Consider the following 23,013-nt stretch of genomic DNA (forward strand, 5'->3'; position numbering starts at 1 on the left):
GCGGGGGTGTTGCGGGTACGGTTCGACCCCTGCCGTATTACCCCACATAGGGGGTACCGGTCAGGGGTCGGTCCGTAACGTATGGGCGAGGCGCTATTTAGTCCTCGTACTCGATATCGTCGTCGATGTCGTCTTCATCGTCGAGGATTTCTTCAAGGTCATCCTCGTCTTCATCACCGTAGACGCTCAAGGGGGTGACCTCGTTGTACGCCTCGAAGAGGGCATCTTCGTAGGCTTCGAAGGCGTTGGCGATTTCTACGTACGCCTCATCGACGGCAGAGTCGTGCTCGCCGGTTCGGTTGACGACGGCGGTCAGGTGCGCCTCCAGCGCGTCAAGGAGGCGGGTGAGTTCGGTGCGAGGATCAATGCTCATGCCATTATTCTACTACCTACGCGCCTATGGTGTGCGCCGGGCGGTCATACGGCGGTTTAAACGCGGAACTATGAACGGGTGCGGCAGGTCAATCGGCAGGTAAATTCGGTGCCGTGCAGAGAACACCAAAGCCAGAGCGGTAAGCCCGGTTAGTCAAGCCAGGCTGGGCAAGCCAAGCTGATAAAGCCAGATTGGGCAAGCGAAGCAGCACGCGACACATCAAGCCCCGCATAAAAACCTTACAGACACAGCGAACCCGCCGTCCCCAGCTTCCCCACTCCTCAAGGGGCGGGTGCCGGGTGCGGCGGGTTCTTCTGTCGGTTAGCTCAGCTTGACGCTGCGCCTACTGAATGTTTGCTTCTTACGGGTTGAGCCCGAGAGAATGAGAAGCCGGGTTTTTAGAAGCCCAGGGAAGCTGCGGATGCGCGGATTGCCTCAGCGGATGCCTTCAGCTGTGCCAGCTCGGCCTCGTTCATGGGAACCTCGAGCACGCGCTGGATGCCCTCGCGGTTGACGATGGTGGGCAGGGACAGTGCAACGTCCTTGAAGCCGTACAGCTCGCCTGCAATGGTGGTGGAGACGGGCAGCACTGCGTTCTGGCCGCCGAGGAATGCCTCAGCGATACGTGCGCCGGAGATACCGATTGCGTAGTTGGTGGAACCCTTGCCCTCGATGACCTTGTATGCTGCGCGCATAGCTTCGGTTGCCAGCTCTGCACGGACCTCTTCGGTGAAGACGGGCTTGCCGTCCTGCTCCCACTCGGTCAGGGGAACCATGCCGATGTTGGCTGCGGACCAGACGGGGAACTCGGAGTCGCCGTGCTCGCCAACAACGTTTGCGTGAACGCTCTTGATGGAGACACCAGCCTTGTTAGCAATCAGCCAACGCAGGCGGGAGGAGTCCAGAACGGTACCGGAGGACAGCACGCGGTTTGCGGGCAGGCCGGTAATCTTCTGAGCCACAACGGTGAGAACGTCACAGGGGTTGGTGACGAGCATGATGATTGCGTTGGGTGCTACGGACAGAATGTTCGGCAGCAGCTTCTCGAGGATTGCGACGTTTGCGCCTGCCAGTTCGAGGCGGGGCTGACCCGGCTTCTGGCGAGCACCTGCGGTGATGATGACCATGTCGCAGTCGCGCAACAGCTCGATGTCGTCGCCACCGGTTACGGTTGCTTCGTGTGCGAACATTGCGCCGTGTGCGATGTCCAGTGCTTCAGCGTGTGCGCGCTTGCCGTCGATGTCGTACAGGACGATTTCGTCTGCGGAGCCGCGGACCATAGCTGCGTATGCGGTTGCGCTACCGACGCCGCCTGCACCGATGACGCCGAGCTTGGTGGGGTTGTTGACACCGTTCATTGCTGTATGCCCTCTTTCGTGAGAGTTATCCGTGTGGTGCGAGAGGATTCTCGCGTGGTTTATCGGGAAGCGGGTGTGTGCCTCGGGGTTGAATTTCCTTGGGTGGGCGTCCTTCCCCGGTGAGCTTGCTTCGTTATGTTCTATTATGCCGCAGATTTTGCGTTTTGTGTTGGGATATTTTGCTTTTTTCGATGGGTGCTGGTGACTTTATGAGCTATGAGGGGTGTTTTTCACTCACAAAACCAAATAATGACGTTCTGACCTTTTGAGCAAGCTCACATGCCGCTAAAGTAGCCCTCCACATCTACCGCGCCTCCAGAAGCCTCAAAATCGGCACGGACCGCCTGAGCCAATTCGTCATCAACCAGGAAGTCCAAAGCCACAGAAGCCAACCCGAATGCCGCATCCAGGGCAGCATCAACCGCCGCCGGAGTGTCCGCACAGTGCGCGAACTCCACCGTGTGCATACCGGTACCCTCGGGCGCAATCTGAATGAGCGGGTGAATACCGGGCACGCGCAGGCTCACATTACCGAAATCGGTCGAAGCCGCCAGCGTGTCACTGACCGTGCCGGGCGGGTACGGGTGACGGCCCACCGAACGCTGAGCCGAAACCCAACGCTTCAGCAGCGGACGGTTCGTGCGCACCGGCATGGTCATCGGCGAAGAATCCCACGTCACCTCCGCGCTCACACCAGCCATGAGCGCCGCACCGCGCAGCACCTCCTCAACCCGTCGCGACAGCGCACGCAGAGTCGGCGCGTGCTTGGAACGGATATTAATGTGCAGGCTCGCGGTCGCAGGGATCAGATTCGGGGCGTCCCCGCCGTGGTCGATAATCGCGTGAATACGGTCAGAACCGGGAATCTGCTGACGCAACAACCCTAGGCCCTGATACGCCAGATTCGCCGCATCCAGGGCGTTACGACCCATAAACGGATGCGAGGAAGCGTGCGCACTCACGCCCGTATAGGTTACGCGGCATTCGCGGCGACCCAACCACGCCTGATCAGCCACATCCATAAAGTAGGGGTGCACCATGATGGCGGCATCCACCTGCTCGAATGCGCCGGCGCGTGCCATCAGCTCCTTACCGGCGTCGGATTCCTCGGCGGGCGTGCCGTAGTAGAGGACCCTGCCACTGAACGCTTCGGGGCCGGTAGCGAGCGCATCCGCCAGGGCAAGGAAAGCGCCCAGCCCGGATACCGCGATGACGTTGTGGCCGCAGCCGTGACCGATGCCCGGCAGCGCGTCATATTCGGAGAGAATCGCAATGGTGCGGTGCTTAGCGGGGTTGTAGTCGGCGCTGGTGAGCTCCACCTTGAACGCGGTGTCCAGACCGAAGGCGGGGTACTCAATCCTGAGGTTCGGGTAGGCTTCGCGGACCGCATCAACGAGCGTGCGGGAGGCAAAATACTCCTCGTAGGCAGTCTCAGGGTGCGCGTGAATCGCCATAAGAATTTCGGTCAGGGAGTCCGCGCGCGTGGCGACGGATTCGGCGAGGTCGCGGCGAATATGCGCCAGCCCGCTGTCTTCGTCGAGGCGGTGACCGTGCCCCTTTCCATGACCGTGGCGGTTGCCGTGGCTACGTTCCTGCTCGGGCTGACCGTTGTCAGCATGTCCCTGTTCGGGATGCGCGTGCCCGCGCTTGCGGCGGTGGTCAGCGGCACGCTTACGCTGCTCGGTTTCGAGGGCGAGGATTTCGGAGTACTCGCTACCGCGCACGCAATCAGCGTCGGGTGCGTCGTAGTGGCGGGTTATTGCGGCGGGTCGGTTCGGTGCCGTTCGACCGGAGCTGTCAGAAGTGGGCTGGGTGTGGGCGGCGGTGCCCTGTGCGTTCGCGTCAGTCATGCTTCTACGCTACCGTCTGCGCTCGCCGGGCGCTAGATGCTCGGGCGTGATGGAGTCGAAAACGCCCAAAAAGAAATTTGTGTCACATAAAAGAAAATTTGTATATATCCTAGGAATCTTTGATTCAGTGGAGTAGCGTTAAGCACATGGGAGCGACAATCCAGCCGCACCCATCACCATCCGGCGCTAGCGATGCGAATGCCGGCAGGACAGTTCACAACCGGTCCAAACCATGTCGTTTGGGCCTCTGTCAACGCTGTGACAGACCCATGGATGCGAACCGTACCGGCAAGCACACACCGCTGTGAGCGCCACAACCACGCTAAGGAGCTCCATCCCATGAAGGCAGCACGCTTCTACGACCGCCACGACATCCGCATTGAAGACATCCCCGCACCCGAAGCCGCTGCGGGCGAGGTTCTGGTCAAGGTCGCATGGTGCGGTATTTGCGGTACCGACCTGCACGAATACCTTGACGGCCCCATCTTCTGCCCCCAGCACGGTCATCCCCACCCCATTTCTGGTGAGGACTCCCCCGTCACCCTCGGTCACGAATTCTCCGGTGTTGTTGAGGCACTGGGCGAAGGCGTAGACGACCTGCAGGTTGGCGACCACGTTGTCGTCGAGCCCTACATCATTCGCGATGACGTCTACACCGGCCCCGACTCCAAGGACTACCACCTGTCCAAGGACATGAACTTCATCGGTCTGGCAGGTCGCGGTGGCGGTCTGTCCGAGAAGGTTGCCGTCAAGCGTCGCTGGGTTCACAAGATTCCTAACAACATTCCCCTGGACGAGGCTGCACTGATTGAGCCCCTGAGCGTTGGCTACCACGCTGTTGAGCGTGCAGGCGAGTTCGAAGAGGGCGCATTCGCACTGGTTACCGGTGCTGGCCCCATCGGTCTGCTGACCTCCGCAGTTCTGAAGGCTAAGGGCGCTAAGGTTATTATCTCCGAGCTGTCCCCGCTGCGTCGCCAGAAGGCTCTGGACTCCGGTGTTGCTGACTACGCTTTCTCCCCCGCAGAGACCGACGTTCTGGCTGAGATTCACAAGCTGACCGACGGCCGTGGCGCCGACATCGCGTTCGAGTGCACCTCCGTTCAGCCTGCACTGGACCTGATCCTGGATGCTCTCAAGCCCACCGGTAAGGTCGTCATCGTCTCCATTTGGGGTAAGCCCGCTTCCCTGGATGTTCAGAAGATTGTGCTCAAGGAGCTCGATATCCGCGGCACCATCGCATACGTGAACTCCCACCCGGAGACCATCAAGCTGGTTGAGTCCGGCAAGATTGACCTCAAGCCCTTCATCACCGGCAAGATCGCTGTGGAAGACTTGATTGACAAGGGCTTCGACACCCTGATCCACCACAACGAGACCGCTGTGAAGATTCTGGTCACCACCGACCCGGAGCGTCTGGCTGAGTAATACTGATTCGTTCAGTTTCAGCTGATGCAGCTGTTCTTCTAGCTTCCTTAGCGCAGCTAGTGTGGGGTGAGGTTCTTTCAAGGAGCCTCACCCCACTATTTTTTGCGTGCTTTTACCGGACATACAACCGAGCATACAAAAATCCCCGGTTCCGAAGAACCGGGGATTATCTGTGCGCGAGGGGGGACTTGAACCCCCACCCTCTAATACGAGGACTAGCACCTCAAGCTAGCGCGTCTGCCTATTCCGCCACCCGCGCAGGTGACTTTCGAACGTTTTCCTTTCGGTGCCGTTCGAAGCAACACGTAATACTATACGGGCTTTCTGGACACTCCGCAAATCGAAAGAGTATGTTCTGCATCACATATTCGAGGTTGACTGGTTCCCCACACCCCCGGCGATCTTCTCGCACCTTGAGTAATATGACCGGCACGCCCACTCAACTGCCATATTTTCGGTCATAACGACTAGAATAAAGAGCATGAATAATGAGAACCTCTCCCGCGAAGAAGCCGCAGAACGTTCGGCTCTCATCAGTGTCGACACCTACGACGTGCATGTCGACCTGACTAACGCCAAGGACCCCGAATTCGAGTCCTACCCCACCGTCACCACCGTCCGATTCTCCTGCAACACCCCCGGTGCAGAAACCTTCATCGACTACATCCACCACAGCGTCGACTCCGTTAAGCTCAACGGCACCGAACTGACCCTGGCTGATGTCGTCAACGGCGCACGCATCACCCTGCCCAACCTGCAGGCAGAAAACGTGCTCACCATCCACGGTCGCTCCTACTACTCCCGCTCCGGCGAAGGTATGCACCGCTACTTCGACCCCTCCGACGGTCGCGTCTACCTGTACACCCAGTACGAGCCCTCCGACTGCCGCCGAGTCTTCCCGAACTTCGAGCAGCCCGACCTGAAGGCAGTCTTCAACTTCCGCATCACCGCACCCAAGGACTGGGTCGTCAGCTCCAACGGCGTACTCGAATCCCAGGTCGTAGACCCCACCGACGACTCCATCACCAAGCGAGTCTTCTCCCCCACCGCAAAGATCTCCACCTACATCACCGCAATCGTTGCCGGCGAATACTTCACTGCAACCACCACCTACAAGCCCAAGAGCAAGGTCAACAGCGGTGACATCCCCCTGGTCGTATACTGCCGCCAGTCCCTCAAGCCGCACTTCGACTACGACCACATCTTCAAGGTCACCGAAAACGGCCTGGACTTCTTCCAGGACCTCTTCGACTACCCCTACCCGTACCCCAAGTACGAGCAGGCATTCGTACCCGAATACAACATCGGCGCAATGGAGAACCCCGGCCTGGTCACCTTCACCGAAGACTACATCTTTGTCTCCGGCGCAACCGAGGACGACCTCGAAGGCCGCACCAACACCATCTGCCACGAAATGGCACACATGTGGTTCGGCGACCTCGTCACCATGAAGTGGTGGGACGACCTGTGGCTCAAGGAATCCTTCGCAGACTTCATGGGCACCCTCGGCGCTAAGGAAGCCAACAACTTCAACGACGCATGGGTCACCTTCGCGAACAACCGCAAGGCATGGGCATACATGCAGGACCAGCTGCCCACCACCCACCCCATCGTCGCTGACATCCCCCACCTGGAAGCAGCATCGCAGAACTTCGACGGCATCACCTACGCAAAGGGCGCATCCGTGCTCAAGCAGCTGGTCGCCTACGTCGGCTTCGACACCTTCATCGAGGCAGCACGCGTGTACTTCAAGCGCTTCGAGTGGGGCAACACCTCTCTGAACGACTTCCTGCAGGTACTCAACGAGGTGTCCGGCCGCGACATGCAGGCATGGGCTAACGCATGGCTGCAGACCTCCGGCGTGTCCGCACTGGGCACCAAGCGCGTCTACGGTGAAGACGGCCAGCTCACCGACCTGATCCTCACCCAGGAACTGCCCGCACAGCAGCCCGCAGGTCTGGGCCGCCCCCACGTGGCAAAGCTGGAAACCTTCGCGCTGACCGACGGCAAGCTCACCTCCACCGGCCTGCTCTCCCTCGAGTACCCGGCAGAGCCCGTCTCCGAGCACCGCGTGGATCTCACCGAGGAGCAGAAGAAGCTCGTTGGTGAAGCTGACCTGCTCATGCTTAACGCAGAGGACCACACCTACGCCAAGGTTGCCCTGACCGACGAAGACGGCCTGCAGGCAGCTATCGAAGGTGTCTCCACCCTCGAATCCGCACTCTCCCGCGGTCTCATCTGGGGATCCCTCTGGGAGAACGTACGCGATGCACGCCTGCCCGTCACCACCTACGTCGACGCAGTCGTACGCAACGTCTCCAAGGAACCGAGCGCATCCCTGCTGGGCACCATGGTCAACAACGCACAGGTCGCTATCGCAACCTTCTCCGCACCCACCGGCCGCGAGCGCCTCTACGACGCTCTCTACGACGCATTCGCAGCCGCACTGGCGCAGGCTAAGCCCGGCTCCGACGAGCAGCTGATTCTGCTGCGCGCCCTGATTTCGGTCTCCACCAACGCGACCAAGGGTGAAGAGCTCTGCCGCGATATTGCCCGCGGTGCTTTCGAAGACACCACCGGCGATATTGCTGACGCAACCGGCATTCCTTACGACCAGAACCTGGGTTGGAGTGCACTGGGTGCGCTCGCAAGCCGCGACCTGGTGACCGTTGAGGATCTGGACCGTGCGGCGAAGTACAGCCCCTCCTCGATCTCTTCGAATGGTTACGCGTACGCGATTGCTGCCCTGCCCTCTGCTGAGCGTAAGGCTACCGCGTACAAGACCATCATGGAAGACGAGTCGCTGTCGAACGACGCTCTGGCTTCGACCATTAACGGTTTTGCTCGCGGCCCGGTTGAGCTGCGTGAGTCCTACTACGACTCCTACTTTGAGGCTCTGCTGCCCATTTGGGCGTCCCGTTCGATTGGTATGGCGACCCGCATTGTGCGTGGCCTGTACCCGAAGGCTCCGTACAACACCGGCTCCACCGAGGGTCTGGGCGTTGAGGGTAACCCCTCCGTTGCATTGGCTCAGCGTTGGCTGGAGGCGAACCCCGAGGCTCCTTCGGCTCTGCGTCGTCTGGTTCTGGAGGCTCAGGATCACGGCCACCGTTCGATTGTGGCTCAGAAGTTCAACGCCTCCCTGCAGGACTAAGCTGCATGGTTTGAGGGCTTGTGGCGGGGTGTGAGCCGGTATCTAGACTAGGTTCCACTCTCCCCCGCTAGGTTCTCTAGCCTCTTTGAGAGACTGCCGTTCGGCACGCTCCCGGTAACGTACCGGGACGTGCCGGGCGGTGGTCTTTTTCTGGCTCATCTATAGAATTCATAGCGGCGGTATGCCGTCCAAATATTTCCCTCATACAGTGGTTCACATACTGACAAGGGCACTTATTACCGGGGCAGTTTCGCCAGGGCGCAAAACTATATGCACCCGGTGCTAAAAGACAGATAAATGTCACCCGTTTTTGTGAGCTGTCCACGCTGAAAGCATGAGAGAATAGACTAGGTATCCGCTCGCTTAGACACATCAGAAGGAGTTTTCAGTGGTCGATTACGCACTCGGTGACCGCGGTAGCGTTGACATTGTCACCGATGATTACTACGAAGCAGAAACCCTCCAAATCTTTGAGGAACTGCACATCGACCGTGAACGTATCTGGTACGGTGAAGCGCGCCTCGTTCCCGAACCGGATAACCCCTACGAGCCCAATAGCATTGCCGTCTACATTGACGAATTCAAGGTAGGCCGCATGAGCCCGGCAGACTCCGCCGCGTACTGGGATTCCATTACCCGCGTGGTCGCCTCCGGTTACGAACCCATTGCGCACCTGCAGCTTTCCGCCGTTGCCGTGCGTGCTGAAGGCGGCGGCATGCACGTGAAGAGCACCGGTGTGCTCTCCCTGTCCGCACCCGGCTCTCTCTTCCCCCTCAACGACGCACCGACCCGCGCGACCCTGCTACCCCAGGGCCCGTCGATGAAGGTGCTTGATGAGAAGGAACACTCCGAATACCTGCACAGCATCCTGCCGCCCAGCGGTGAAGGTCGCGTGATTCTGACCCTGGAAGCGAACCAGCTCAAGACCTCCGACGGCCGTTTCGTTGACAGTGTTGAGGTGCGCCACGACCGCAAGCTCGTGGGCCGCCTGAGCACCCAGATGTCTGAGCAGCTGACGCCCGTCATCCGTTACGCTTTTGAGAACGACCGCCTCACCAGCGCGTGGGGCACTATCCGCGGTAACACCCTCGAGCTGTCCCTGACCGTTCAGGCTGCACGCCCCGCCGATATTCCGCAGGAATGGTACGAGACCCTGCCCAACAACGTTCCGGCTCTGCTACCCGTTGGTGAAGAGTACGATGTGCCCGCCGCATTCGTGCCCACCGAAGGTGAGCGTCACTACCTGGAGTCCTCCGCACAGCAGGCACCGAAGAGGCGTCGCGGTTTCATGAGCTCCCTGACCGGCGGCTCCTCCGCACCCGAGCCGGCTCGTAGCGAACTCGCCGCAGAGAAGCCCGTCATCGAGTACAGCATTGAGGAAGAAGAATACTACGAGCCGAACGAGCGTGACCGTCTGCTGAACCTGATCAAGGGTGCAGGCCTCGCCGTTCTGGTCGCCGGCCTGATTTCAATGCTGTGGACCCCGATGCTTGGCATCCTCATCGCTATCCTAGGTGGCGCTGTTGCGGCAGTCGCTTTCTACTTTGGCCGTCAGCCCTACCACGAAGGCTACGGGGACTACGACGAGTACGAGGAAGAATATGAAGAGACCGACGAGGCTGAAGAAGACTCGAAGGCATAAATTCCTCTGCTACAGGGCGTAAAGATACAACGCAACGATACAAAAGGGGCGGCTACCCCACTATCACGGTGAGGTAGCCGCCCCTTTCGTATGCCCTGTACGCTGCCCCCGAAGCCCCGCGAGAATGCAGAAAAGCCTCGTTAGAACCTGAGGTTAAAACTTGAGGGGGTGAAAGCCTCATCAGCTTTCACCCCCTCAAGGAGTCGGATCTTAGTCCTGGCCGTAAGTCGCCATGAACTGATCCATCGTATCATTCTGCAAAGCATGTGCCAGCTGCGCATTTGCAGCCTGATCTACAAAAATGATTGACTGACCATCATAGGACCAACCCGGACCTGCGTTCGGAAGAGTGGTCATACGCATCGTGGTATCACCGCTAGTCAGCACCGGAGCCGCAATCTGAGCAATCTGCGCTGCATTCAGACCCTGGTCCACGCGCATATAGTCGGTCAGAGACTCGATAGAAGACTGGAAAGATGCCACGTTGCTCAACGCACCCTTAGCCTTCATCGTGTTGTACAGGCCGCGCAGGAATGCACGCTGGTTACGCACACGCTGGTAGTCGCCATCAGCGAACGAGTAACGCTCACGAACAAAGCTCAAAGCGCCGCTACCATTAAGGTGCATCAGGCCCGGAGTAAAGGTCCAAACGTTACTGGTGAATGCGAAGGGAACCTGAACATCCACACCGCCAATGGCATTCACGAGAGACTTGAATCCTTCAAACTCAATTTCAGCCACATGGTCGATCTTGACGCCAACCAGGTTTTCGATGGTAGCAACCTGTAGGGAAACACCGCCGTAGTTCAGCGCCGCGTTCACCTTAGCCGTACCGTAACCGGGAATATCAACCCAGGTGTCACGCATAATCGAGATGATGTACACACCCTTGCCGTCAGCCGGGATGTGCATCAGCATGATGGTGTCCGCACGGGAACCGCTCACCAGAGCTGCATCAGCACCAGTACGGGTATCACTACCGAGCAACAGAATGTTCTTGCCGGGTCCCTTAATAACGCCGTAATTGTATCCGTTGTCCAAGATACCGTCGCCATCTGCATCGTGTTCGCTGGCGTTAGCTGCAAGAGCCGCAGCAGCATCGGTGGTACCGTTCTTGCCGGTATCCGAGTTGGCGACGGTCGGAGCCTTCAGCTCCGTCACGTTGAGCTTCTTAGCCTCGCCAAGATGCTCCTTAATTTTGCTGAGGTCTTCGTCCACCTTAGTGATGGAGTCGAACTTCTCGGTCTTGCTATCCCAGGTGTGGCCAGCACGCCAAATAAAGAAACCAATACCGAGGGTAATAACCAGCAGAAGAATCAGCAGGATCAGCAGGACACGCTTGACCCATTTCTTCTTCTGCGACGGTTCAGAGTGAGCGTCGCTCATTAAGTTGTCCTTTGTTTGAGGTGGTGATACGCGAGGCGCGTAGCGCATCCAGCGAAGTCTCTAGAGTACAGAGAGCCGGAAAATAACCCGCCGATATGGGGCGGTGCTGGAGGGCACAGAAAATGCACAGCTCGCAAAATACTTTCCCATTGTAACGCCGTCAGCGGGTCTACGCACCAGTGAGCGAAAGGTTTTACATTACAACTTTCCTCACGTTCACGCGAACCATTCTGCTACCCGCATAGAACGCGCAATGCCCCGCCTCCCTGAAAACCAAGGAGAACGGGGCATTGATTTCGCTAAAAAGCAAAACTGGGAAAGAAGATTTACTTCTTGCCGAAGTTGCCGAAGCGTGCGTTGAAGCGCTCGACGCGACCTGCGGAGTCCATGATGCGCTGCTTACCGGTGTAGAACGGGTGCGACTCGGACGAGATTTCAACCTCGACGATCGGGTACTCGTTGCCGTCTTCCCACTTCTCGGTCTTGTCCGAGGTCATGGTGGAACGGGTCAGGAAGACCTTGCCGGATGCGAGGTCGCGGAACAGAACCAGGTTGTAGTCCGGGTGGATTTCTGCCTTCATTGATTACCTTCTTCTGCTACTGGATTTTGCCAGTAGCCCTTATATAGATGGAGTAGGTTTTTCGATGTGCAGCTATCGAGAAAATCTCAGAGCGCATCACCATTGTGCCCGCATAGGGCGCGCACAACCCATTAAGGGTACCACCTTCACGGATTAAATCCCAGTACGTTCCCTCGCAGGCGCCAACCCGCACACCGCAAGGGCACCCCCAGAAGGCACTCACGCGGGTTAAGAATCAGGTGAGAACTCAGGTTATGAACGCGGGCGGGTCTCCCAGAACGCCACGGCACTCGCCGCCGCAACATTCAAAGAATCCACGCCGTGCGACATCGGAATCATCACCGTATCGTCACACGCAGCCAGGGTGCGGGGCGACAGTCCGTGCCCCTCCGTGCCCAGAATCAGCGCAAGCTTCTCATCCCGGCGGGCAGACAGCTCCTCCAGGGTCAGCGAGTCCTCTTCCAGTGCGAGCGCTGCGCTCTTAAAGCCCAGCTCGTGCAGGGCCTGCAGGTCTGCAGGCCACGACTCTAGGCGAGCCCACGGCACCTGAAAAACGGTACCCATCGACACGCGAATCGAGCGGCGATACAGCGGATCAGCGCACCGCGGAGTCACCAGTACAGCATCCACGTTCAGCGCGGCAGCCGAACGGAAAATAGCTCCCACATTCGTGTGGTCCACAATATCTTCCAGGATTGCCACGCGAGAGGCACCCTGCAGCAACTGCTCCAGAAGCTGCGGCGCAGGACGAGCCATCGCCGCCAACGCACCACGATGCAGATGAAAACCGGTCACCTGCTCCAGCTGCTCCTCACTACCCACATACGCGGGAGTGTCAGGATGGGCGCGCAAAACATCCGCCAAATCATCAGCCCACTTCTCACTCATCAGGAAAGAAACGGGCTGATGACCGGCAGCGAGCGCACGACGAATCACTTTGGAAGACTCCGCAATGTAAATACCCCACTGCGATTCCATGGCGCTACGGAGCTTCACATCGGTCAGCTGCGTGTAGTAGCGCAAAGCCTGCTCGGGTGCCTGCGCCAGAGCAGTGACCGACTCGATGGCGTAGACACGCTCGGCACGCTCAGCGATCTGTTCGGCGCTCAGCTGCTTCGGGGCACGGCTCATGCGCGCTTGAACGCGGAGTAACGACCCGCGGAGGTGACGGTCAGAGCCAGGTCCATGTCGTAGGTTGCTGCGAGGTTCGCCTCGGTAATGGTGGACAGGATCGGGCCGGCGGCGACCACGCCACCGTCACGGACCAGCAGGGCGTGGGTGAAGCCCGCCGGGATTTCCTCGAGGTGGTGGGTGATGAGCACGGTAGCCGGTGCGTAGGGGTCGGCGGCAAGTGCGGTCAGACGCTCGACCAGGTCCTCACGGCCGGAGATGTCCATGCCTGCGCCGGGCTCGTCCAGCAGCAGCAGTTCGGGGTCGGTCATGAGGGCGCGGGCAATCAGTGCACGCTTACGCTCGCCGTCGGAGAGGGAGCCGAAGGTGCGGTCAGCGAGGGTGTCGACACCCCATTCAGCCAGCAGCTCGGTGGCGCGCTCGTCGTCCATGACGTCGTATTCTTCCTTCCAGCGGCCGGATACAGCGTACGCTGCGGTCACGACAACGTCGGAAACCTTCTCGTTGGCGGGAATCTGGTTTGCCGAAGCACCGGAGGACAGACCAATGCGCGGGCGCAGGTCGAACACGTCAACAGCGCCGAGGGTCTCGTCAAGGATTTCAACCTCGCCGCTGGTCGGGTGCAGGCGGGCTGCCGCAACCGACAGCAGAGTGGACTTACCGGCGCCGTTGGGGCCCAGAACAACCCAGCGTTCACCTTCGTTCACAGTCCAGGAAACGTCGTTGAGAATCTTGCGGCCGCCGCGAATCACGGAGACATTCTGAAGGTTGAGTACGGTGCTCATGGTTCTTCTTCCAGTGAGTTAGATGGATGGGATGCGCCCCCACCCCGCAACCCGTGCCGGGTTATCGGAGCGGTTGGCGCATAGTGCGCGGGTACCCCACATTGGGTTCCTCGCGCGAAGCCTTATGGGCTATAGGTGCCGCCGCGTCAGGGGCGGCGCGCCTGATCAAATGTACCTTGTCAGAGGGGCGGGCGCATCCGCAACGGCACCTATAGCAGCTGAAGTTATTAGTCGATGAAGCCGCGTGCGCCACCGACCAGCTCAACGTGGCCGGTCTCAACGTCTGCGGTGACCATCTTCGCGATTTCCTGCGCGAACTCGTTGACGGTGTAGAGCTTGCCGGCGGTCTCGCGGCGCTGCTCAATAGCGCCGGGGTGCAGGCGGTTCAGCAGGGTTGCGGTGACGGTGCCTTCAATCATGTCAGCGGACACGACGACCAGGGAGATACCCTTCTCGGAAAGTGCGGGAATCTCGGCAATCAGTGCGTCTTCGCCTGCGCGCTTGGACTCTGCGACGGGCTTGTACTCGTCCATGGTCTCAACCTCGCGGATGAAGTGCGCCTGGTGGCTGGTCACGAACACGATGCGTGCGCCTTCGGGCATCTTTTCTGCAGCCAGGCGTGCCAGGTTCAGCTGTGCGTCACGGTTCAGGCGCATTGCGTAGTCTTCGCCCATGCCGGTTTCCATGCCACCCGAAGCGTTCAGAATCAGGTAGTCCAGGGAACCGAAGGTCTCCACGGCGGTGTTGACGAGGTTCTGCAGGTCATCATTGTTGGTCACGTCAGCCTGCACTGCAATTGCCTTGCCGCCAGCCTCTTCAATAGCCTTGACGATCTTGTTCGCGCGCGGTGCCTTGGAGCGGTAGTTCACCACAATGTTCGCGCCCTCAGCGGCGAGAATCTGTGCGGTGTCTGCGCCAACGCCGCGGGAGGAGCCGGTAATGATGATGGTCTTGCCGGTCAGCTGTGCCATAGTTTTATGTCCTTAAAGTCTAGAAAGGGTGCGCCCACGTTCGGGCGCTTCGTGCAGTCCGTACGGGGTGGGGTTAGTGACCCATGCCCAGGCCGCCATCAACGGGGATGACAGCGCCAGAAATGTAGCTAGCCTCATCGGATGCGAGCCAGCGAATCACGCGAGCGACCTCTTCCGCCTCCGCGAAACGACCAGCGGGGATGGACGCCAGGTAGTTCTTCTTGGTTTCCTCGGGCAGAACCTCGGTCATTGCGGTGTTAATGAAGCCCGGTGCCACCACGTTAGCGGTGATGTTACGGCCGCCCAGCTCACGGGTGATGGAGCGTGCCATACCGACCAGTGCAGCCTTAGATGCGGAGTAGTTGACCTGGCCGGGGGAACCGTACAGACCCACCACGGAGGAAACCAGGATGATGCGGCCGCGCTTGAGCTTCAGCATGCCCTTGATGGCGCGCTGAACCACACGGAAAGAACCGGTGAGGTTGGTGTCGACCACGTCGGTGAAGTCGGATTCCTTCATGCGCATCAGCAGCATGTCGCGGGTGATACCTGCGTTGGCGACCAGCACCTCCACGGGGCCGAACTCTGCTTCAATTTCCTTGAATGCTTCGTTAATGCTGTCGGCATCGCGTACATCTGCCTTGACGGCGAAAAATTCTTCGGGGGCTTCACCGCTACGGTAGGTGATGCAGACGTTGTGTCCTGCTGCCTGGAATTCCTTGGCAATTTCGTAGCCGATGCCTCGGTTGCCGCCGGTGACCAGCACGGTCTTGGGAGTGTTCTCGCTCATGAGCTTCCTTGATGAGTCGACCCCTCACGATCAGAGCCGATGCAGCGGCTACGCGGTTGGGGTGTGGACGGATGGACAGACAAACCCTATTTTACCGCGTTTTAGCGCAAAGGTGCCGCAGGCTACACTCCACTCTTGAACACTGAACACCTGCTCCCCTTCTTTTACATGCCTCATCGGACGCGTACACTATCTGAAGCGGAACAGCCCGCACCCTTTTCCTTGGAATCGCGCGGGCACGGAATAATACCGCACGTCGAGGCGCAATAGTAAGGATAAGAAGACATGGATCTGCTCGGTTCACTTTCTCAGGATGCACAGCCCGAGTACGCCAAGTGCTCCCGCAAGGGCTGCCAGCAGGCGGCAGAATTTCAGTTGCTCTGGAACAACCCGAAGGTGCACGCCCCCGAGCGCCGCAAGATCTGGTTGGCGTGCTCCGAGCACGTGGGCTGGCTGGAGAATTACCTGCGCGAGCGTGAGTTCTGGAAGCAGACTCTGCCCTTTAAGGGGTAGTGCCACTTGAGAGGTGATGCCGCTTGAGGTGGCTCCGCTTGAGTAATAACCCAGCCTATCGAAAGTAATTTCGATATATGCTATATTTGTTCTAATTAGTTCGGGTGAACACAAGGAGGCACCTCCCCATGATGGGCTATTCACACACCGTCAGTGCCGCAGCTGGCTGGCTAGTGCTCGTCGAGACGGGAGTGGTGCAGGTTCCCGATACCCCCACCCTCATCGTGACCACCCTGGCGTGCGCCGGTGCGGGCATGCTGCCGGATATTGACCACCACAACGGCAGTATCGCCAACTCCATTCCGCCCATTTCACGCTGGGTAGCGCGCATTGTCGGTGCAGTCAGCGGTGGACACCGCAAGGGAACGCACTCTATTTTGGGGCTGGTGGCCTTCTGGGCAATTGCCTATTTCAGCGCCAACCTGAGCTACAACGGAATCCCCTGGGCCTCACTACTTCTTGCCGCGTTCTCGGGCGGCCTAGCCTTGCGCGTGCTCGGCGCACCGGGTGGATGGATCGGTGCCGTCGCCCTCGGGTACGCCGCCTACACGACCGATTCGCTGGCGTTACTCCCCTGGGCCATTTCAGTCGGTGCCACCATTCACCTGATTGGCGACCTGCTGACAACCCGCGGACTACTACCTCTCTACCCCATTGTTATCAAACCCCTGGTGGCTTCCCCCCTATGGAAAAAGAGCGGCTACATGGCACTGCCTATTCTGGGCGATGCCGGCAGCGTACGCGAGAAGGCACTCGTTCTAACACTGACCGGGTACATCGCCTGGTACGCGGCAGCCATGATGGGCTTTACCGAATACCCTCTGCAAATGTTCGGACTAGGTATTCACGCCGCATAACGTGCCGCATAACTAAATTCTCACCGAGGACAGCAAAGCGCCCCGTCACTTCCCTACGGAAGCGGCGGGGCGCTTTTCTAATCCTTATCCCGACCTATCGGGGTGAGAGATTAAGCGTCCTGGATGGGCCAGAAGACGTCAACCTCAACGTTCTCTTCACCAGAGGTGGGGTACTTCTCGAACTCAGTGTTGTGCATTGGCAGTTCTCCTTCGTGAGCGGGCGGGAATCTCTTCTCCCCCGCGTTAGCTCACCATCGGTAGTGAGCCCTAATGTTTCGCATTTGCGTCCTCGCAATGGCGGGAACAGTTATAAGTCTACGCCCCACGCATGTTGTGTTTCTACCATTTTTCCCACAATGTATGTAGAGACACATGAAAAATTCGAAAAGCCCACACAGACCCCCTGAAATATCGCCTGAGAGCTTTTCTTTCCCTCAGAAAAACCCACAAGGCAACATTATTTCCCGTCAAATACGCCGCAAGTTTCGTGTGTCAGAACCCACAAACCACATGCACGGGAACGCAATTACACCACATATGATCAGAAAACAATACAACCCCACGGGTCAGGTCACATTTTTCCGCACTATTCACGAAAAAAATACCGACAACATCTCCGCAACACATTTTCAGAACATAAAAAATACGCCCTGGACAATACACCCCAGACAATAAAACAACGCGCAATACACACAAGAGGCTCCGGTACCACGCGGCACCGGAGCCTCCCCCGTACTTTTATGTCGGCTTTTATGTCAGCGGATAATGCTTTACGCCAGCGAAATCAGGTCCTGGTATTCCTTCGACCACAAATCCTCCACCGCATCCGGCAGAAGCAGCACACGCTCAGGATCCAGCGCCTCCACGGCACCCTCATCGTGAGAAACCATCACAATAGCGCCCTGGTACGCCTTCAACGCGTTCAGAATCTCCTCACGCGAGGCGGGGTCCAGGTTGTTGGTCGGCTCATCGAGCAGCAGCACATTCGCGCTCGACGCCACCAGGGTCGCCAAGGACAGACGGGTCTTCTCACCACCGGAAAGCACACCGGCAGGCTTATCCACATCATCACCGGAGAACAGGAACGAACCCAGAATCGTGCGCACGCGGGTGTCATCCAGATCCGGGGCAGCAGACTTCATGTTCTCAAAGACAGTGCGGTCACCATCAAGAATTTCGTGTTCCTGCGCAAAATAGCCCAGCTTCGCGCCGTGACCGTACACGACCTCGCCCGTATCAGGCTTGGTGGAACCAGCCAGCATGCGCAGCAGAGTGGTCTTACCGGCACCGTTCAGACCCAGCACCACCACGCGCGAACCGCGGTCAATCGCCAAATCAACGTCCGTGAAAATCTCCAGAGAGCCATAGGACTTCGACAGGCCCTGGGCAGAGAGCGGAGTCTTACCGCACGGCGCCGGATCCGGGAAGCGAATCGCCGCAACCTTATCGCTCTGACGCTCATCCTCCAGGCCGCGCAGAAGCTTCTCAGCACGCTTAATCATCTGCTGAGCAGCAACAGCCTTCGTCGCCTTCGCGCGCATCTTATTCGCCTGCTCCATCAGAGCATTCGCCTTCTTCTGCGCATTCGCACGCTCACGCTTGCGGCGGTGCTCATCCTGCTCACGCTGAGTCAGGTAGTTCTTCCAGCCCATGTTGTACTGGTCAATCACGCAGCGGTTCGCGTCCAGGTAGAAGACGCGGTTGACGACCAGCTCCATCAGCTCAACGTCGTGGCTAATAACCATCAGGCCGCCCGAGAAGTTCTTCAAGAAGTCGCGCAGCCACAGAATCGAGTCGGCATCCAGGTGGTTGGTCGGCTCATCCAGCAGCATGGTGTCTGCATTGGAGAAGAGAATACGCGCCAGCTCCACACGGCGACGCTGACCACCCGACAGAGTAGACAGCGGCTGGGCGAGCACACGCTCCGGCAAGTCCAGGTTGGAGGTGATGACCGCCGCCTCCGACTCAGCCGCGTAGCCGCCACCGGCAATAAACTCAGCCTCAAGACGGTCGTAGCGGCGCATACCCTTAGCGCGCACCGCCGGGTCCTCACTAGCCATATCGTTCTGCGCCTGACGCATCTTGCGCGCCACACCGTCCAGGCCACGCGCCGAGAGGATACGGTCACGCGCCAGCTGGCTCATGTCATCCACCTTCGGGTCCTGCGGAAGGTAGCCGATAGTGCCGCTGCGGGTGACCGTACCGTCAGCGGGCAGGGTCAGACCGGCAAGCACCTTAGTCATAGTGGTCTTACCGGCACCGTTGCGACCGACCAGACCAATCTTATCGCCCTTATCGATGCGGAAGGTGACCTCTTCCATGAGCAGGCGCGCGCCTGCACGCAATTCGAGGTTCTGTACAGCAATCATGGGTGCCTTTCCGGATGGCGGTCTGGTGTGTGGGTTGATAGTGCTCGGTAGGCGGGATTGCCGGGTTAGAAGCGGCGAGCGCGCAGAGCACCTCATCAATTTTAGTGCAGGCGTGCCGAGTGCGCATGTGGGGCACCTTTTGTTTTCATGGTGTGCGGTGTACTATACATACCGGACACTATTTGTAGAACATTGTTCAAAAATTGGGTTGTGACAAACAGTCAACCACCGCTACCCTCTCAACTCTGTAGAAAAATCTGCAGAGCAATACGTACCAAAGGAGTACCACCCCAATGACCGATTCCGTGCGCGAATCAGCCCAGGCAACCCAGGTAACCCAGGCACCGCGCCGTAACGTAGCGGCAAAGACCTCCCTCGCCACCGACCTCTCCCTCATCGCAGTATTCGCGGGCTTCATCGCCGCGCTCGCGATCATGCCCGCCGTCAGCTTGGGCGGCGTTGCGGTTCCCTTCACATTCCAGACCCTCGGCATTTACATCACCGCACAGGTGCTCGGCGGCAAGCGTGCCACCGCCTCCGTGGCGCTGTACCTGCTGGTTGGTTTCGCTGGCCTGCCCATCTTCGCTAAGGGCGGCGCCGGTTTGGGTACGCTCGCCTCCCCGAGTGCCGGCTACCTGCTCGGCTTCCTGCCCTTCGCCGCTATTGCCGGTACCCTCGCCTACCTGTTCACCCGCAACACCCGTTCGATTGGTGCAACCTTCCTCATGGCTCTGGTCGCGAACTTCTGCGGTTTTGTGGTTCTGACCGCCTGCGGTATCGCCGGTATGATGGTGAACGCCCACATGACTTTTGACGCCGCATTCAGCGCGGCAATGGTGTTCGTTCCCTGGGATCTGGTGAAGTCCACGATCGCGGTTCTGGTTGGTTTGTCGGTACGCCGCGCCTTCCCGTCCCTGGCTTCTACCCAGCGTTAAAGGCACACGATGTGCCACACGAGAGGATAGCTATGTTTTTTCGCCGCTCCACGCGCCAGCCTGCACCGCAGCAGGTGCAAGGCGAGCAGGCGGTGAGCGCCTCTACCAGCATGCCCGCCCTTGAGCTTGAATCGGTGAGTGTTTTCACCGAGCTGCCCGAAGGCGGGCATCGCCGTATCCTCAAGGATGTGAGCCTGCGGTTCACGGCGAAGCGCACCGCGGTGCTGGGTCTGAACGGTAGCGGCAAGTCCACCCTACTGGGGCTTTTCAATGGGCTCACCCACCCGGATGAAGGTATTGTGCGCGTGAACGGTGTCGACACCCTGGATGCGCCGAGCCGCGGCTCGACGGGCGCTCGCGGTCATTCCCAGGGCGCTTTTGAGGGTGTGGGCATGCTCTTCGCCCAGCCGGAGGCGCAGCTGATTATGCCCACCGTTGCCGAAGATATTGACCTGAGCCTGCGCCGTGCCGCCGCCGTTGAAGGCAGTGCCCTCAGCGGTGAGCAGCGCCTCGAACGGATTCGTGAACTGCTCCGCGAGCGCGGCCTCGAACACCTTGAAAACCAGAGCGTTTTCACCCTCTCAGGAGGCGAAAAGCAGCTGGTCGCTCTCACCAGCGTGCTGGCGGCGCGCCCGCAGATTCTTCTGCTCGATGAGCCGACCACCCTGCTGGATTTGCGCAATCGCGCGCGGCTACTCAAGCATTTGGAGTCGCTGGATCAGATGCTGGTGCTCAGCACGCACGACCTGGATTTGGCGGCGTCCTGCGATGAAGCCGTGATTATTCATGACGGCCGTCTGCTCGCCCAGGGGGATGCGGGGCAGCTGGTGCAGCAGTACCGCACGTGGTGTGCCGAGGGGTTCCCGAATGAAGGCGCCGATATCGAAGATGCAGGCGACAGCACGGACACTGCAGGAGGCGCGCATGGGCGCTAACACGCCGCGCGTGAATCCTCGCCCCGCCTCCCAGGGCTCGGATTTCAACCCCGGTACTCTGCTGGTGGGTTTCTACCAGCCGTTGAACACGCCGGTGCATCGGGCGCCGCTATGGTTCAAGGGCACACTCTTCTTTGGGCTGTTTCTGCTGTTGGCGGTGACCGGCTGGCAGGTGGCGCTGGTGGCTTTGGTGGCGTCCACGTTCTGCGCATTGTGGGCTGGTGTGCCCGCCTCCCAGCTGTGGCTGGTGGTTCGTACGCTGTCTCTGCTGCTACTGATTATGGTCGGCTATTACGTGTTTACGGACCAGTACGCCTCCGGCGCGGATGCTATCGCGACTATGCTGACGGCTTTTTATGCGTCCCGCGCTCTGCTGGTGAGCACTCCCCTGCCGGTTCTGATTGATGGCTTTGTGAGGCTGTGTTCGCCGTTACGTTTCGTGGGTCTTTCCCCCGAGCGTCTGGGTCTGCTGATTGCGTTGATGGTCCGGTCGATTCCGGCGCTCATGGACCGTTGGGGTGCGTTGCGCAGGGCGGCGGTGGCGCGTAACCTGCCCAAGCGCATGTATTGGCGGCTGCTGATTCCGTGGGTGGTGCAGGCGGTTGATTACGCGACGGCGACCGCTCGTGCTTTGCGGGCACGACACGTGGACGAGCTAAAATAGCACCGAGCGAAGCGAATCTGCTCATTTACACGAAAAGGCGCAGATACGCGAGAGGGGCGGGGTGAACCGTGTAGGTTCATCCCGCCCCTTCGCTTTAACTCGCCTAGCTAGGCTGGTTTAGGGCGTTTCAATGAGGAGCGCCGCCGGGAGCTGCTCCCACCACAGGTACCAGTCGTGCTGACCGTAGAGCGCCTCCACGAGCTTGTCGAAGCCGCGGTAGACACGCACCGGCATCGCCGAGGAAACCATCGTGTGCTCGACCGCCAGGATTTCGGCGTCGCGGCGGGTTGTGACCGGCACAGGCGTGTAGAACTCGATAAAGTCTGAGGCGATAACAGCCGGGTAGGCGTCATCGCGTTCAAACCAGTAGCGGGCAATGGACAGCATCGCCTCGGGGCTGGGACTGGAATCCCACCCGCCAAAGGGCAGGTAGGCGAACACCCCGGATGCGTCCCGCAGCGGCAGGTCCATAATCAGCAGTTCCGCGGCGCTGTCAATGTCGGTGGCCTTAACCTTCTCATTGATGATGCCGGCAGTCAGCTCGAAGGGGTACTCCGCCTTCAGCGGCATACCGATATCATCTTCACCGAGTTCACCGTTCTCCATGAGACGGCGGTAGGTCTGCAGGTAGGTGCTCTCGTTCAGGTGCCGGAACGCCTCGTGCGCGGCGACTTCTACACCGACTTGATCCAGGTAACGATGCTGGTCGGTGATGAGCTCGTGTGCGTACCGCTTGACGGTGTCGGCGGTGATGTCCTGTACTGGGGTTGAGGTACGTAGGGAGACGTTATTCTCAATGGTTCCGAGCAGGGTCGGGTCGAGGGCAACCACGATGGGGGTTGTTCCCCGGTTCTTGCCCTCGTAAAGGTGTTCGAGGTATCGCCGGTTAAGTTCGGCTCGTGGGGCGCCGTGGCGGATTCGCTCGTGTGGGTAGGGATACAAAGCGACGAAGCGCTCGTAGAGCTCTGCCATGGTGTTCTCCGATGTTTGGTTGCCCCCAGTTTATCGCGTATTTTCGCACAAAAATACGGGTTTTTGGATGTTTTATCAGGGCGCAGAGGGCGAGCATTTTTTTCGTTTGATGAGTGTGTATCGGTGTGTGCTAAACACGCTTAAACTGCCTTTGTGTTGGGCGGTTTGCGCGCCTGTTTTCGCCAGAAAAAGTTAGAAATTTTTTGCCACCATATGAGATTTTGAGCGAGTTACACCGGGCGGTGCCAAAGGGTGCGGCAGACACTTTCGCGGAGGTGGCGGGCGCCTCCTGAATGCCTGTTACCAACCGCAGATACACGGC

At 59.2% G+C, this 23,013-nt stretch carries 19 protein-coding genes and 1 tRNA gene; 8 read left to right on the forward strand and 12 right to left on the reverse strand.

What is annotated here, in order from left to right; all coding sequences use genetic code 11:
• Window positions 1-97: 97 nt before the first annotated feature.
• The 3 genes from HMPREF2712_RS07265 to HMPREF2712_RS07275 all read right to left on the reverse strand — a co-directional run bounded on the left by HMPREF2712_RS07265 (window position 98) and on the right by HMPREF2712_RS07275 (window position 3,581).
• Window positions 98-373 carry a hypothetical protein gene (locus tag HMPREF2712_RS07265; protein ID WP_005509088.1) on the reverse strand — a complete coding sequence of 92 codons (276 nt, stop codon included), beginning with the start codon at window positions 371-373 and terminating at the stop codon, window positions 98-100.
• A 398-nt stretch (window positions 374-771) separates the two neighbouring features.
• Window positions 772-1,731: an L-lactate dehydrogenase gene (locus tag HMPREF2712_RS07270; RefSeq protein ID WP_012903553.1), complete on the reverse strand. Its 960-nt coding sequence runs from the start codon at window positions 1,729-1,731 to the stop codon at window positions 772-774.
• 275 nt (window positions 1,732-2,006) lie between these two features.
• Complete coding sequence (locus tag HMPREF2712_RS07275) at window positions 2,007-3,581, reverse strand: amidohydrolase (RefSeq protein ID WP_070819626.1); 1,575 nt, start codon at window positions 3,579-3,581, stop codon at window positions 2,007-2,009.
• Between the two features lie 339 nt (window positions 3,582-3,920).
• Between HMPREF2712_RS07275 and HMPREF2712_RS07280 the strand changes: the two genes are divergently transcribed.
• The gene (locus HMPREF2712_RS07280) at window positions 3,921-5,006 is read left to right on the forward strand and encodes a 2,3-butanediol dehydrogenase (RefSeq protein WP_070819627.1); all 1,086 of its coding nucleotides are present in this window, start codon (window positions 3,921-3,923) and stop codon (window positions 5,004-5,006) included.
• Between the two features lie 173 nt (window positions 5,007-5,179).
• Here the strand turns inward: HMPREF2712_RS07280 and HMPREF2712_RS07285 are convergent.
• Window positions 5,180-5,265: transfer RNA gene (locus HMPREF2712_RS07285), tRNA-Leu, on the reverse strand.
• Between the two features lie 222 nt (window positions 5,266-5,487).
• Between HMPREF2712_RS07285 and pepN the strand changes: the two genes are divergently transcribed.
• Together pepN and HMPREF2712_RS07295 are read left to right on the forward strand one after the other, a co-directional pair.
• Window positions 5,488-8,160, forward strand: a complete 2,673-nt coding sequence (gene pepN, locus HMPREF2712_RS07290) for an aminopeptidase N (RefSeq protein WP_060824805.1) — start codon at window positions 5,488-5,490, stop codon at window positions 8,158-8,160.
• Window positions 8,161-8,548: 388 nt separating this feature from the next.
• Window positions 8,549-9,802, forward strand: coding sequence for an HIRAN domain-containing protein (locus HMPREF2712_RS07295; RefSeq protein ID WP_070634072.1), 1,254 nt, complete (start codon window positions 8,549-8,551; stop codon window positions 9,800-9,802).
• A gap of 210 nt (window positions 9,803-10,012) precedes the next feature.
• On the opposite strand, the gene HMPREF2712_RS07300 is transcribed toward HMPREF2712_RS07295, so the two are convergent.
• The 6 genes from HMPREF2712_RS07300 to HMPREF2712_RS07325 form a co-directional block, all read right to left on the reverse strand.
• Entirely contained in the window at window positions 10,013-11,188 is a 1,176-nt protein-coding gene (locus tag HMPREF2712_RS07300; protein ID WP_070819628.1) for an LCP family protein, read from the reverse strand.
• Window positions 11,189-11,514: 326 nt separating this feature from the next.
• Window positions 11,515-11,769, reverse strand: coding sequence for a type B 50S ribosomal protein L31 (locus HMPREF2712_RS07305; RefSeq protein WP_005506069.1), 255 nt, complete (start codon window positions 11,767-11,769; stop codon window positions 11,515-11,517).
• A gap of 252 nt (window positions 11,770-12,021) precedes the next feature.
• Complete coding sequence (locus HMPREF2712_RS07310; protein WP_070629680.1) at window positions 12,022-12,900, reverse strand: TrmH family RNA methyltransferase; 879 nt, start codon at window positions 12,898-12,900, stop codon at window positions 12,022-12,024.
• Entirely contained in the window at window positions 12,897-13,685 is a 789-nt protein-coding gene (locus HMPREF2712_RS07315) for an ABC transporter ATP-binding protein (protein ID WP_049327170.1), read from the reverse strand. Before HMPREF2712_RS07315 ends, HMPREF2712_RS07310 begins: the two co-directional genes overlap by 4 nt.
• A gap of 227 nt (window positions 13,686-13,912) precedes the next feature.
• Window positions 13,913-14,656 carry an SDR family oxidoreductase gene (locus tag HMPREF2712_RS07320; RefSeq protein WP_049356976.1) on the reverse strand — a complete coding sequence of 248 codons (744 nt, stop codon included), beginning with the start codon at window positions 14,654-14,656 and terminating at the stop codon, window positions 13,913-13,915.
• Between the two features lie 73 nt (window positions 14,657-14,729).
• Window positions 14,730-15,446, reverse strand: coding sequence for a beta-ketoacyl-ACP reductase (locus tag HMPREF2712_RS07325; protein WP_005509097.1), 717 nt, complete (start codon window positions 15,444-15,446; stop codon window positions 14,730-14,732).
• A 285-nt stretch (window positions 15,447-15,731) separates the two neighbouring features.
• Here HMPREF2712_RS07325 and HMPREF2712_RS07330 point away from each other — a divergent pair, with 285 nt between their 5' ends.
• Window positions 15,732-15,959 carry a hypothetical protein gene (locus HMPREF2712_RS07330; RefSeq protein ID WP_049341258.1) on the forward strand — a complete coding sequence of 76 codons (228 nt, stop codon included), beginning with the start codon at window positions 15,732-15,734 and terminating at the stop codon, window positions 15,957-15,959.
• Window positions 15,960-16,087: 128 nt separating this feature from the next.
• Window positions 16,088-16,816 (forward strand): metal-dependent hydrolase, encoded by a 729-nt coding sequence (locus HMPREF2712_RS07335; RefSeq protein WP_070819629.1) that lies wholly within the window; start codon window positions 16,088-16,090, stop codon window positions 16,814-16,816.
• A gap of 770 nt (window positions 16,817-17,586) precedes the next feature.
• On the opposite strand, the gene HMPREF2712_RS07340 is transcribed toward HMPREF2712_RS07335, so the two are convergent.
• A complete protein-coding gene (locus HMPREF2712_RS07340) occupies window positions 17,587-19,185 on the reverse strand; it encodes an ABC-F family ATP-binding cassette domain-containing protein (RefSeq protein WP_070643273.1) in 1,599 nt (532 codons plus the stop codon).
• Window positions 19,186-19,478: 293 nt separating this feature from the next.
• On the opposite strand from HMPREF2712_RS07340, the gene HMPREF2712_RS07345 reads away from it, so the two are divergent.
• The 3 genes from HMPREF2712_RS07345 to HMPREF2712_RS07355 are packed head-to-tail and all read left to right on the forward strand — an operon-like array spanning window position 19,479 to window position 21,719.
• A complete protein-coding gene (locus tag HMPREF2712_RS07345; RefSeq protein ID WP_070819630.1) occupies window positions 19,479-20,120 on the forward strand; it encodes a biotin transporter BioY in 642 nt (213 codons plus the stop codon).
• A gap of 32 nt (window positions 20,121-20,152) precedes the next feature.
• Window positions 20,153-21,055 carry an energy-coupling factor ABC transporter ATP-binding protein gene (locus tag HMPREF2712_RS07350; protein ID WP_070819631.1) on the forward strand — a complete coding sequence of 301 codons (903 nt, stop codon included), beginning with the start codon at window positions 20,153-20,155 and terminating at the stop codon, window positions 21,053-21,055.
• Window positions 21,045-21,719, forward strand: a complete 675-nt coding sequence (locus tag HMPREF2712_RS07355; protein WP_070819632.1) for an energy-coupling factor transporter transmembrane component T family protein — start codon at window positions 21,045-21,047, stop codon at window positions 21,717-21,719. The genes HMPREF2712_RS07350 and HMPREF2712_RS07355 overlap by 11 nt, the downstream gene beginning before the upstream one ends.
• A 117-nt stretch (window positions 21,720-21,836) precedes the next feature.
• Here HMPREF2712_RS07355 and HMPREF2712_RS07360 read toward each other — a convergent pair whose 3' ends face one another.
• The gene (locus HMPREF2712_RS07360) at window positions 21,837-22,691 is read right to left on the reverse strand and encodes a DUF4253 domain-containing protein (RefSeq protein WP_070819633.1); all 855 of its coding nucleotides are present in this window, start codon (window positions 22,689-22,691) and stop codon (window positions 21,837-21,839) included.
• Window positions 22,692-23,013: the final 322 nt, after the last annotated feature.

This window comes from Rothia sp. HMSC064F07 (assembly GCF_001837265.1).
Classification (GTDB): Bacteria; Actinomycetota; Actinomycetes; order Actinomycetales; family Micrococcaceae; genus Rothia; species Rothia mucilaginosa.